Source organism: Shewanella pneumatophori, assembly GCF_023283895.1.
Classification (GTDB): domain Bacteria; phylum Pseudomonadota; class Gammaproteobacteria; order Enterobacterales; family Shewanellaceae; genus Shewanella; species Shewanella pneumatophori.
In genome coordinates, this window is sequence record NZ_JAKILB010000014.1 from 38,524 (window position 1) to 50,982 (window position 12,459).

Annotated in this window: 11 protein-coding genes; all 11 read right to left on the minus strand. The window is 42.6% G+C overall.

The window, feature by feature from the left end; genetic code table 11:
• Positions 1-3: 3 nt before the first annotated feature.
• The 11 genes from L2740_RS17660 to L2740_RS17710 all read right to left on the minus strand — a co-directional run bounded on the left by L2740_RS17660 (position 4) and on the right by L2740_RS17710 (position 12,449).
• Positions 4-492, minus strand: a complete 489-nt coding sequence (locus tag L2740_RS17660) for a nitrate reductase cytochrome c-type subunit (protein WP_248951391.1) — start codon at positions 490-492, stop codon at positions 4-6.
• 10 nt (positions 493-502) lie between these two features.
• The gene (napA, locus tag L2740_RS17665) at positions 503-2,992 is read right to left on the minus strand and encodes a nitrate reductase catalytic subunit NapA (protein ID WP_248951453.1); all 2,490 of its coding nucleotides are present in this window, start codon (positions 2,990-2,992) and stop codon (positions 503-505) included.
• A gap of 2 nt (positions 2,993-2,994) precedes the next feature.
• The gene (locus L2740_RS17670; RefSeq protein ID WP_248951392.1) at positions 2,995-3,252 is read right to left on the minus strand and encodes a chaperone NapD; all 258 of its coding nucleotides are present in this window, start codon (positions 3,250-3,252) and stop codon (positions 2,995-2,997) included.
• Between the two features lie 39 nt (positions 3,253-3,291).
• On the minus strand, positions 3,292-3,450 hold the full coding sequence (locus tag L2740_RS17675) for a periplasmic nitrate reductase, NapE protein (protein ID WP_012155661.1): 159 nt from the start codon (positions 3,448-3,450) through the stop codon (positions 3,292-3,294).
• Positions 3,451-3,916: 466 nt separating this feature from the next.
• Positions 3,917-4,504, minus strand: a complete 588-nt coding sequence (locus L2740_RS17680) for a NapC/NirT family cytochrome c (protein ID WP_248951393.1) — start codon at positions 4,502-4,504, stop codon at positions 3,917-3,919.
• A gap of 336 nt (positions 4,505-4,840) precedes the next feature.
• On the minus strand, positions 4,841-8,722 hold the full coding sequence (hrpA, locus tag L2740_RS17685) for an ATP-dependent RNA helicase HrpA (protein WP_248951394.1): 3,882 nt from the start codon (positions 8,720-8,722) through the stop codon (positions 4,841-4,843).
• A gap of 367 nt (positions 8,723-9,089) precedes the next feature.
• Positions 9,090-9,506, minus strand: coding sequence for a CBS domain-containing protein (locus L2740_RS17690; RefSeq protein WP_248951395.1), 417 nt, complete (start codon positions 9,504-9,506; stop codon positions 9,090-9,092).
• A 284-nt stretch (positions 9,507-9,790) separates the two neighbouring features.
• Positions 9,791-10,003 carry a hypothetical protein gene (locus tag L2740_RS17695; RefSeq protein ID WP_248951396.1) on the minus strand — a complete coding sequence of 71 codons (213 nt, stop codon included), beginning with the start codon at positions 10,001-10,003 and terminating at the stop codon, positions 9,791-9,793.
• A gap of 70 nt (positions 10,004-10,073) precedes the next feature.
• The gene (gpt, locus tag L2740_RS17700) at positions 10,074-10,529 is read right to left on the minus strand and encodes a xanthine phosphoribosyltransferase (protein ID WP_248470546.1); all 456 of its coding nucleotides are present in this window, start codon (positions 10,527-10,529) and stop codon (positions 10,074-10,076) included.
• A 266-nt stretch (positions 10,530-10,795) separates the two neighbouring features.
• A complete protein-coding gene (locus tag L2740_RS17705; protein ID WP_338056263.1) occupies positions 10,796-11,188 on the minus strand; it encodes a hypothetical protein in 393 nt (130 codons plus the stop codon).
• Between the two features lie 193 nt (positions 11,189-11,381).
• Positions 11,382-12,449, minus strand: coding sequence for an isoaspartyl peptidase/L-asparaginase family protein (locus tag L2740_RS17710; protein WP_420833543.1), 1,068 nt, complete (start codon positions 12,447-12,449; stop codon positions 11,382-11,384).
• Positions 12,450-12,459: the final 10 nt, after the last annotated feature.

A 12,459-nucleotide genomic window follows, 5' to 3' on the forward strand; every position in this document is an offset into this window, starting at 1 on the left:
CTCCTAATGCTCAGCTTCTTTGTTAATATCGGCTTTTATTAGCGTGTCCATATCGACAAAATCATTAGGCACTAATAGCTTTGCATCTAACTGCGGCACGTGACATTGAGTACAGAAGTAACGTCTAGGTGACAATTCCGCCAAAAAGTTATTTTCGCGATCCATATAATGAGTCACGCTCACCATAGGTGCTTGTGAATCACCGGTGCGAGTACGTGCATGGCAAGACATGCACTTATTCACTTTAAGATTAACTTGGTAGCCATCAATTTTATGAGGGATCACCGGTGGCTGCATTGGGTAGTTACGTACCTCTTTAACATCAGAGTTAATGACCTTTTGCATGACAGGTGGAGTCGGTTCAACATTGAGCGGCGCTTCACGTAGCGTGGCGATTTTATCGGCAGGGATCGCTTCAGCTGTTGCATTAAATGAGCTCGTTAATGTCACACTCACCAAAGCGGCAGCAGATATACGTAGTAATGGGTTCATAATCTTGCTCCTAAGCTTTGACGATTTTAACGGCACACTTTTTAAAGTCAGTCTGCTTTGATAAAGGATCTGTTGCATCTAAGGTCACTTTATTAATTAACTGACTGGCATCAAACCAAGGCACAAAAACAAGGCCTACTGGCGGCTTATTACGGCCACGAGTTTCAACTCGAGTTTTAATTTCTCCTCGACGAGAGATAACCCGAACTTCATCACCACGGCGCAGGCCACGCTGCTTAGCATCATCAGGATGCATAAAGCAGACTGCATCAGGGAAGGCTTTATAAAGCTCTGGTACACGCTGCGTCATTGAGCCTGAATGCCAATGTTCTAGTACCCGTCCTGTCGATAACCAAATATCAAACTCTTCATCTGGCGATTCAGCGGCATGCTCATAAGGCAGAGCAAAAATCACCGCCTTACCGTCAGGCTTACCGTAAAACTCAAAGCCTTTACCCGCCTTCACATAGGGATCGCTACCTTCTCTAAAGCGCCATTTCGTTTCTTTACCATTGACCACTGGCCAGCGCAGTCCGTGAACTTCATGGTAGGTATCAAATGGTGCCAAGTCATGACCGTGGCCACGACCAAAGGTTGCGTACTCTTCAAACAGGCCTTTCTGTACATAGAAACCAAAATCTTTCGCTTCATCGTTCATATATTTACTGTCAGTGTCTGACAGTGGAAATTTTTCGACATTGCCATTTTGGTATAGCACTTCAAATAACGTCTTACCTTTAAACTCCGGGTTAGCCGCAAGTACATCAGCTGGCCAAACTTCATCAGTGGTAAAGCGCTTTGAAAACTCCATTAACTGCCACAGATCTGAGCGAGACTCACCCGGTGCTTTGACCATTTGATGCCAAAATTGGGTACGGCGCTCTGCATTGCCGTAGGCGCCCTCTTTCTCAACCCACATTGCTGACGGTAAAATCATATCTGCAGCTTGTGTTGTAACAGTTGGATAGGCATCTGAAACCACAATGAAGTTTTCTGGATTACGGTAGCCCGGTAAACCTTCTTCATTAATGTTGGGGCCAGCTTGCATGTTGTTGTTAACTTGCACCCAGTACATGTTCAAGTCGCCATCTTTCAAGCGGCGGTTTTGTTCAACAGCATGGTAGCCAGGTTTTGGCGGGATAACGCCACTTGGAATGCGCCAAATTTTCTCAGCTATCGCTCTATGTTCAGGATTATTCACCACTAAATCGGCCGGTAAGCGATGAGAGAAGGTACCCACCTCACGCGCGGTACCACATGCTGATGGTTGCCCTGTCAGTGAGAATGGACTATTACCAGGCGTAGAGATCTTACCGGTAAGCAAGTGAATGTTATAAATCAGGTTATTACACCAAACGCCACGAGTATGCTGGTTAAAGCCCATGGTCCAGAATGACGTTACTTTTCTATCGGGATCGGCATAAAGCTCAGCTAACTCAATCAATTTATGTTCGGGTACACCAGAAAGTTCACTCACTGACTTAACATCGTAATCAGCAACAAAGGCTTTAAAGGCGTCAAAATCGATTGGCGTAGAATCACCCGCTGTTTTCACATTTTTAGCGGCTTTTTGTAGTGGATGTGATGGACGTAAACCATAACCAATATCAGTTTCACCCTTGCGAAAGTTAACGTGCTTGTTTACAAAATCCCAGTTCACTTTATCGTTTTCGATAATGTAATTAGCAACATAATTCAATATTGCTAAATCAGTTTGTGGGGTAAATACAATGCCTAAATCAGCAAGATCAAAGGATCTATGCTCAAAGGTTGATAATACTGACACTTTTACATGGGGAGCACTTAAGCGGCGATCGGTTACTCGGCTCCATAAAATGGGGTGCATCTCCGCCATATTTGAACCCCAAAGTACAAATGCGTCAGCCGCCTCCATATCATCGTAGCAGCCCATAGGCTCATCTATACCAAAGGTCCGCATAAAGCCACCTACAGCCGATGCCATACAGTGACGCGCATTCGGGTCAATATTGTTGGATCCAAAGCCCGCTTTCATTAATTTTGATGCGGCGTAGCCCTCCCAAACAGTCCATTGACCAGAGCCAAACATTCCCACAGCAGTCGGCCCTTTTTTCTTAATGGTTTTTTTCCACTTTTCAGCCATAGTGTCAAAAGCGGTATCCCATGAGATCGGCGTAAACTCACCATTTTTATCATACTTGCCGTTGGTCATACGCAACATAGGTGTTTGCAACCTGTCATTTGCGTACATGATTTTCGATAAAAAGTATCCTTTGATACAGTTTAGGCCACGGTTTACTTCACTCTCTGCATCGCCATGAGTCGCCACCACTTTACCGTCACGGGTAGCAACTATCACAGAGCAACCTGTTCCACAAAATCTGCAAGGCGCTTTGTTCCATTCCAGTTTTGTTTCTTCAGAACTTGTGATTAAGTTACTCGCTGTGGCAGGTAATGCTAAACCAGCCACACTCGCAGCGGTAAGTGCTGCGTTAGCCTTCATAAATTCGCGTCTGTTCATTTTCATTGTTCACCCTCTTCAAGTACTTCACTTTGGTGGTAAACCATTGCAGCCGACAACACTCCGGGAATGGCGTTAATTGTTTCGATATCTGTCATTAGTGATTTCTGGCTACTGCCTTCTAGCACCACAACCAATTTCACTTCGTCATTCACCGATAAATCAGCATTTTCCATATTGATAATGGCTTGCCTCACTACGGACATTTGCGCGGGTTGCACTTGGAGCACCAAGCTTGTTACATGAAGTTCATTGCTCATCTGGATCACTCTATTTAGTTGTTATTTGTTTATGCTGGTTTAGCCTGCACCTGGTGGGCCGGTTAGAATTTGGCTAAACCAAATTGCGAAACCTAAGCCTGATACAAGTAAAACTGACAGTAGAGGGGCGAGAAATACCGTTAGAAATATGAAAATTCTAAACTCCAGTTTTTTCTCATCATTCGGTGTGGAACTCATAAATCCTCCAACAAGTGGGGTCATTTAAGCGGTTTGCGAATGGATTGAGCAAAATGTCTAACTAAGCACTTCGATTTGATGCTATGCGTTAGTTCGCTCAACTTGAGTTAAAATGATAGCAATAACGTAACAACCACCTGTATACCCCCAATTTAGTAAACCACTATAGAGGTTGATCCAGATCATCATCTTTGGTTAATCAATGGCTTAATCACGCATTCTAAACGAAGTTACCGATTAGAATCGCAAGATAAGACCTTGTTAAACTATTCATTACACACTAAATAATGGTTTAGAGGTGATTAAATATCAAACGGATGGGTGATTTTGATAACAAAATATTCACTAAGAGGTATTAAGCTTATTTTAAGGCTGCTTAATTATCGGCCTGCAAGGTGAATTTTAAGCCAAGCAACTCAACGGAAGAGAAGAGAAAAGAAGAACCATAATAACTTTCGATTTTTATTCACCAGCCCTCAACACCCTGCATGTCAGGAAGATGATGCGCAATGCCTTTATGGCAATCGATGCAGGTTTTATCACCGCTTTCTAAAAAGGTAGAGTGCATTTTGGCTGCACGATCTGATTGGCGGGTAAAATCCATATAATCGAATTCGTGACAGTTACGGCATTCGAGTGAGTTGTTGGCTTTTAAACGTGTCCATTCTCGCTGCGCCATCTCTTTACGGTGTGCCTCGAACTTTTCTGGGGTATCAATGGTTCCAACCAAATAAGCCCAAACCTCTTTTGAAGCTTGCATTTTTCTGGCAATTTTGTCAGTCCATTTATGCGGAACATGGCAGTCATGACAAGTCGCACGAACGCCACTTCGGTTAGAAAAATGGATAGTAGGCTCCATCTCTTGATAAACATTTTCATGGCAACTGCTGCAAAACTCTTCGGTACTCGAAAGCTCTAATGCTGTATTAAACGCCCCCCAAAAAATAACCCCAGCGACAAAGCCACCCAACACTAAAAATCCCAAACTGTAGTGCACGCTCGGCTTCTTAAGTACTTGCCATATTTTATTGAGAAAATTTTTAAGCTTCGTCATGGCTATTCCTTTTTGTCGTCAAATATTGTTTTACAGCAAGGGAGGTTTACCATTCGCCATAAGTGCACTCAAATCAATGACCTATAATCGTTACGCCGATATAGCCTGCATAACAAGTATATGTCTAAGCTTACCTACCTGCTTAAAATTTAATCTAACCTATTAGTCACTACCTCGAATGATAAGGATTAGATCACTTTTAATTTTTATAAAAATACAGTTTAAGGAAGTGCAAAAAATCGACTAAAAGCGAGGAGACTATGAAAATAATAGATGATTTAGATACAAAAAAGCGCACCTAAAAAGGTGCGCTTCATCTACTCGTAATATTGTGAGTTACACTTGCGCGATTTGATTAAGAATACGCTTTTCAGAAATCGGATAAGCCGTACCTAACACTTGCGCAAAACAAGATACTCGATACTCTTCTATCATCCATCTTGCTTCAACGAGTCCATCTGGTACAGGTTGCGACTTAGGTAATTTAGCCAATTGCGCCTTTAACAGCTCTTGCACCTTATTAATACTGAGCATATGCAAGCGGTCACGGTTAGGGTCGACTGGCAGCTTCTCTAAACGATTTTCGATACCTTTTAAATATCGGTTCAAATCACCGAGACGTTGCCAACCTGATTGCTCAACAAAGCCTTTAAACACCAGTTGATCTAACTGGCCTTGAATATCACTCATAGCAAAGGCGATATCTAAGCTAATTTTACCTTTTAGGCGTTTTTTAATGCGGTTATAAATGGTCAAAATCTCTTCCACTTTTAACGCTACTTTTTCAGCTGTTGGATTCAGCTCTTGCCTTACCCAGTCTTTTGCTTCCGTAAAGGCGGTTTCAGAGCGCACATCTATGCCCTTTTCATCCAATAACTGCTGTACTGCCGCTGATAAAATATCATCGATTAGAATATTCACTTGGCCAAACGGGTTAAAGTACATTGCCAACTTAGCTTTATTTGGTAACGACTTTTGCAGGTGTTTTACTGGCGATGGAATATTAAGTAATAACAGACGTTGCAAACCAATACGATGCTGTTTCTGCGCTTCAAATTCGTCATCAAATAATTTGATCGACACACTGGTTTTATCGTCCACCAGCGCTGGAAACGCCTTAACTTCAAAGTTACCTTTTTTCTGCTCAAACTGTTTAGGCAAGTCGCCAAAGGTCCATTGTTCAAGGCCTTTTTTCTCAATACCTGAATCAGCAACGCTGCGAATAGCCTGTACAACTTGGCCTTGCATGCTGGCTTTTAATGGCTCAAGTTCACGGCCCTCAGCAAGTAACTTACCTTTATCCCCTTCAACCTTGAAATTCACCAGTAAATGTTTCACTAGCTGCGTGGTATCAAAGTCTTCAGGTGAAATGCGAGTACCGCTCATACGCAACAACTGCTTGCACATGGCGTCTATTAACGGCAATTCAAATGGCGTCATCGCTTGTAAACAAGCTTTGGCGTAGTCTGGAGCAGGCACAAAGTTACGACGCAGTGCTTTAGGTAACGACTTAATCAACGCGATGCATTTCTCTTCGCGCAGGCCCGGCACAATCCAGTCAAAATCCGTTTCATCAATCTGGTTAATCAACGCGACCGGAATATGCACAGAAACACCATCATCAGGCAGCGATGGCTCAAAGTGGTAACTGACTTTAAGCACTAAGTTACCTTTGTGCCATTTCTCAGGGAAATCTAACGCTGAAATATGCTCGCTACTACGCTGCATCAAGCTTTCACGCTCAAAATCTAATAGATCTGGCGTGGATTTTTTCGCCGCTTTCCACCACTTCAAAAACTTAGGTGCGTTGTAAATACCATCTGGGATCTTAGGCTCATAAAACGCATATAAGGCTTGTTCATCGACTAGAATATCTCGGCGGCGCGACTTATGCTCAAGCGTCTCAATATCTAATAACAATTTTTGGTTATTAATAAAGAACGCTTCATTAGTGCGTAACTCGCCATCAGCAAGGGCCGAGCGTATAAATATCTCCCGCGCCTCTACAGGCTCAACCGGTCCATATTGCACTTTACGACGATTAACAATTTGTAAGCCATAAAGCACTTGGTTTTCTAATGCAACCACAGAGCCTTGCTTAGACTCAAAGTGCGGTTCAACGTAGTTCTTTTTCACTAAGTGTGCTGCAAGTGGTTCAATCCACTCCGGTTGAATCTTGGCGCAGCAACGGGCAAATAAGCGCGATGTTTCAGTCAGCTCTGCCGCCATAATCCACTTAGGGCCTTTTTTGGCTAAAGGAGATCCCGGGAACACAAAGAAACGGCGGTTACGCGCACCTAAGTATTCGTTATCTTTATCTTTAAAACCGATATGACTCAGCAAGCCTGTGAGTAATGAGCGATGTAAGCCTTCATAATCAAGCTCATCGCTTGGCGAGTTAAGCTTCCACTTCAACTCATGGGTGGCTTGCCTTAGCTGAGTGTATAAATCTTGCCATTCACGTACACGCAGATACGCTAAAAACTCAGCCTTACATTGCTTTCTAAACTGGCTACTCGATAGCTCTTTCTGGCTTTGTTTAATGTGATCCCACAGGTGTAACCAAGAAACAAAGTCTGAATCTTTATCGCTATAACGATTATGCGCTTGATCAGCTGCTTGCTTCTTATCCATTGGGCGTTCACGAGGATCTTGAATGGATAATCCCGCGGTGATAACCAAAGCTTCATGTAAGCAGCCATTTTGCTGCGCTTCAATCACCATACGCGCAAGACGTGGATCAACTGGAATATGCGCAAGCTGACGGCCAAGCTGAGTTAAATCGAGTTTGCCTTTCTTTTTTACTACCGCTTGTAGCTCTTCAAGCAGCATAAAACCATCGCGAATATAGCGAGCGTCTGGCGGCTGAATGAATGGGAAGCCTTCAATATCGCCCAAGCCAATTGAAAGCATTTTCAAAATAACCGAGGCTAAGTTAGTGCGCAAAATTTCAGGATCGGTAAACCCAGGACGCGAAATAAAGTCCTCTTCACTATAAAGGCGAATACAAATACCTGGCGCCACACGTCCACAACGACCTTGGCGCTGATTAGCGCTCGCTTGTGAAATAGGTTCAATCGGTAAGCGTTGTACTTTAGTGCGGTAGCTGTAGCGGCTGATGCGCGCAGTACCTGGGTCAATAACGTAGCGGATCCCCGGTACGGTTAATGAAGTTTCAGCAACGTTAGTCGCCAATACAATACGGCGGCCAACATGGCTCTTAAATACTTTTGATTGCTCGCCATAAGATAGACGTGCATATAGAGGTAAGATCTCGGTATCACGGTAATTACGACGGTTTAGCTGTTCGGCTACATCGCGAATTTCACGCTCACCATTCATAAAGATCAAAATGTCGCCTAAGCCTTCTTGCATCAGCTCATCGGTGGCAGCAAAAATACCTTCAATTAAATCTAAGTCATCGTCTTGATCTTGCACTAGCGGTCGATAACGAGTTTCAACCGGATAAGTACGGCCAGACACTTCGATAACGGGTGCATTATTAAAGTGTTTTGAAAAGCGCTCAACATCAATGGTTGCTGAGGTAATGATCACTTTTAGATCTGGGCGTTTACTCAATACATTTTTTAAGTAACCCAAAATAAAATCGATGTTAAGGCTACGCTCATGAGCCTCATCTATAATAATGGTGTCGTATTGATTAAGGAATTTATCGTTAGTCAGCTCTGCTAATAAAATACCATCGGTCATCAATTTGATGTACGAGGTGTCATTGATCGCATCAGCAAAACGAACTTTAAAGCCCACCGCTTCACCTAATGGCGTATTCATCTCTTCAGCGATACGGGTCGCAACACTTCTTGCTGCCAGACGGCGTGGTTGAGTATGGCCAATCAGTCCGCGGGTACCAAGGCCCAGCTCTAGACAGATTTTAGGTAACTGAGTGGTTTTACCCGAGCCAGTTTCACCTGCAACAATTACAACTTGGTTTTCGGCAATTGCTGTGGCTATTTCTTCACGCTTTTGCGATACAGGTAAGCTATCTGGATAGGTGATACTTGGGCGGTTCGCTAAACGCTGTTCCACTTTTTGCCGAGACTCAAGTGCTAATTGCTCGAGTTGTTCAAGCGTGGCTGTCTTCTTGTCTGATTCAGGCTGTTTTCTCAGCCTAAAAAGACGCTGCCTAATTTTAGCGGCGTCAACTTCATAACAGTGTTTTAAGAATGCGTTAGATAAAGGATGCTGTTGCGAACTCAAGTGCAAATTCCATAGCCAAGACGAAAGGTTATGATCCTAGCAAGGAACGCTGTAGGTTGGTATAGCTGACTTAAAAATACTTCCATGAGTAACAGATAAAATGATAATTGATTTAAGTTTTAGGTAGAAGCACGAGTTTAGAGCGAAAATATAGCCGGTAAATATCAAACCTTAGGTAAAGCTTACAGCAAGCCGCATACCCACAATGGCTATTAATCTCAGCGCTTAGTTTAATGAATGCATACTGGTGTAAAACAACATGTCACCCCAGTATGCTTTACTTAACGCTTAAAAAACCTTGGCAACTGCTGTTACCTTGGCTGTATTCAAGTATGAGTATCACGCTACAAGCCGCTCAAGTTCGAGCCTAAGCTGGAGTGAGGTAACACTGCTGCATGTAGGTATTAATCGCCGCTAACACATTGGTACGATTAATAGTGCCAATGACTTTGCCATCTTGTACTACGGGATACACTTTAGGTTTAGAGCCCAACATCTGTTCGGCGAGTTGCAATACGCTGGCATCAGGGGTAACCGACAATACATCGGTACGCATGCAGTCTTTTACTATCGCCGTTAAATCACAGTGATAACTACTTTTTAGCATTACAGCTAAGCAATCTTGCTGAGACAAGAAACCCACTAACTTGCCATCGCTTTCAACTACAGGTGCGCCCAGCTTTTTATTATCTAATAACTTTTCTACCGCAGTGGCTAACGACATTGTTGGCGTTAACAATACAGGTTGGCGATCCATATGCTCTTGTACGTTAATTGAGTCCATTTCGTTCCCCTATTTAGTTGTTCTATTGTTAGTTTAGCTAAGATTAAACAACCGATGAGTAGTAAAAGTGATAACTGCGATAAAAATGTAGATTAACAGTCGCACAATCAGCAATAAATCTGCCAGCAATATCGAACCCACGCTGCAAACTTAGCTGATTGTTCAAATTAAGTTAATTAATGAGGGGTCTTAACCTCTATAAATGATCAGCAATAAAGTTATGTAGGAAACGAGAAAATTTAATACGCTTGTCGAAACTAAGGGTGCATTTTTCACACGAGAGACTACATTATACCAATCAGTATAAGTTGCTGGTCGCCAAAATAAAACTGCATGTCAATACCAAGCTTTTGCTTAGCGACTTCACTGCTTAGTACGCTGTCGATTGAGTAAGCGGCAATATCGTCTCTAGCTGTTGCTTGAGCCGACAAAATACATGAAGTAATTAGTAGGATTAACGGGAGCTTTAGCAAACTAATGCAAGGTAAATGTAGCATTAGTTACAATAAAAAAACCGAATAACTAAGCTATTCGGTTTTTATCGATCTTATATTTTACGATAAGACATTATTTACAAAGCGGCTCTCTAAAGCTCACACCGGTATCCCATGGTTGTTCAATCCAAGTGTCTTGCGGAATATCAACAATGTAGTCATCCACTAATGGCTTACCAGCAGGCTTTGCACATACAGTAACGAATTTAGCCTTAGGATAGATTTCACGTACGATTTTAGCCGTTGAGCCGCTGTCTACTAAGTCATCAATAACGATAAAGCCTTCACCGTCGCCTGGTGCTTGTTTGATGATTTTAGTTTCACGTTGGTGATCGTGATCGTAGCTAGAGATACAGATGGTATCGACATTACGAATGCCTAGCTCACGCGCTAGAATAGCAGCAGGAACAAGTCCACCACGGCTTACAGCAATAATGCCTTGCCATTGCTGCGCAGGTAGTAAACGTTCTGCCAATTCACGGGTGTAACCTTGCATTTGATCCCAAGTGATCAGAAATTTTTTGCTCATGTGCAACCTTTTTATGCGTGTACGCTTTTTGAGGGGAAGAGATTGCGCGGCATTTTGGCTTTTTATTCATAGTCATACAAATAAATATTAGTGAGCTATTTCACAAATTTTGATTAACTGCTTATTGAGTATGCCCGTTAAATTCTGACTGGAAACTTGAGGTTAAATTATCGGTTTGTTTTTATGAATAAAATTTGCGGCTTTTGTTGAAAACAGCGAGTTTACTAGCTTTGAAAGTGACATGCTCCAATAAGAGCTTCAAACTATTAAACCGCTAGTTTTTGTGCTTTTAACTGCTGAAATTTATCTAATACGCCATTACGCACTAAACCTCGTTTAACGTTAGTGCATAATTTGCCAAATTGACGTATTTCATCAAACTGCGGCGTTCTGCCATTTTCAATTGCACTCTCCCAATAACTCAATTCACCATCCACTAGCTCTAATAGTTTTTTGGGGCAGCCAATACAACTTCCTTCTGGCCCACAAGCAAATGTTTCCGACTCATAAAGTGGTAACTCTTGTTTTACCTGCTCAATAATTTGCAACATGGCACTGGCTCTATCGGGCTTTTTGCTAACACTATTACTCGTATTTGCAGCCATGCTGTTGTCAGAGCTTGAAGGAGCAGCGTTTAGATTAAGGGTTGGCTTGTTCATCGTTACAGTGCGTTAATACTTAGTCGATGCGCATTATATAACGTTTTTTTGCTATGCATTAGTAAATAATAATTTACCTACTATTTTGATTAGTTAGCAGCTTTATAGAAAACAAAAACCGCACTCCTTGCCTAGTGCGGTTTTATCTAGTTCAGAAATAACCAAAAGATAGCTAGAACAGCTTCTTAAAAACTTACAAGTCTGACCAAATCATCACTTGAGCAGGCTCGTTATTCTTACGTGTTGCACGGTACATTCCTTCAGTGTTAAACGGTGTCGCAATATTGCCGCGTTGGTCAATGGCAATCACCCCACCGGTACCACCTGCTGTGATTAGTCGCTGGTTAATGACTTCATCGGCCGCTTGAATAATGGACTTGTTTTGATATTTCACTTTAGCGCAAATATCTCCTGCAACATGGTAACGAATAAAATATTCACCGTGGCCAGTTGCTGAGACTGCGCAAACACCATTTTCAGCATAAGTACCTGCGCCAATTACCGGTGAATCGCCTATACGGCCAAAACGCTTTGCCGTCATGCCGCCAGTAGATGTCCCCGCAGCAAGATTGCCATTTTTATCGAGTGCAACCGCTCCAACAGTACCAAACTTGTAGTCAAATTCACTGTATTCCAATGCACTTTGCTTATAGTTATGGCCTGTTCCATTACTGGCTTGATAGTCAGCGTTTGATTCAGCTTTACGGATCTTTTCTTTAGCGCTTTTTAACTGCTGATAGCGGTTGTCTGTATCAAAATGATCCGCTGGCACTAGCTTATAACCTTGAGTAAGGGCGAACTCTTCAGCGCCTTGCCCTGATAGCATCACGTGCGGCGATTTTTCCATTACTGTGATAGCCAGATCTATTGGATTCTTAATATGTTTTACACCAGCAACTGCACCTGCATTCATGGTTTTTCCATCCATGATCGATGCATCTAATTCATGCGCGCCGTCAAATGTATAGACCGCCCCAAGTCCTGCATTAAACAATGGGCTATCTTCTAAAATATTGATAGAGGCTTTTACCGCATCTAGGCTATCACCGCCTTTGGCTAAGATCTTATAACCAGCATCGACGGCTTCTTGTAGTTTTGCCCTGTATGCTTGTTGCTGTTCTGCAGTTAGATTGGCTTTTGAAATCGTCCCCGCACCACCATGAATCGCAATCGAGAATGGCTTGTCATCTGCCACTGCATTAACTGACAAACCTGTAGATAAAACGACCAACAACGCAGTGCTCAATGCTCTATAATTCACAAACCGTATC

Bases quoted from the DNA above. Each gene is read 5' to 3' on its own strand.
- napA (WP_248951453.1), bottom strand. From the start codon at position 2,992: ATGAACAGACGCGAATTTATGAAGGCTAACGCAGCACTTACCGCTGCG.
- L2740_RS17670 (WP_248951392.1), bottom strand. From the start codon at position 3,252: ATGAGCAATGAACTTCATGTAACAAGCTTGGTGCTCCAAGTGCAACCC.
- gpt (WP_248470546.1), bottom strand. From the start codon at position 10,529: ATGAGCAAAAAATTTCTGATCACTTGGGATCAAATGCAAGGTTACACC.
- L2740_RS17705 (WP_338056263.1), bottom strand. From the start codon at position 11,188: ATGAACAAGCCAACCCTTAATCTAAACGCTGCTCCTTCAAGCTCTGAC.
- L2740_RS17695 (WP_248951396.1), bottom strand. From the start codon at position 10,003: ATGCTACATTTACCTTGCATTAGTTTGCTAAAGCTCCCGTTAATCCTA.
- L2740_RS17690 (WP_248951395.1), bottom strand. From the start codon at position 9,506: ATGGACTCAATTAACGTACAAGAGCATATGGATCGCCAACCTGTATTG.
- L2740_RS17660 (WP_248951391.1), bottom strand. From the start codon at position 492: ATGAACCCATTACTACGTATATCTGCTGCCGCTTTGGTGAGTGTGACA.
- L2740_RS17680 (WP_248951393.1), bottom strand. From the start codon at position 4,504: ATGACGAAGCTTAAAAATTTTCTCAATAAAATATGGCAAGTACTTAAG.
- L2740_RS17675 (WP_012155661.1), bottom strand. From the start codon at position 3,450: ATGAGTTCCACACCGAATGATGAGAAAAAACTGGAGTTTAGAATTTTC.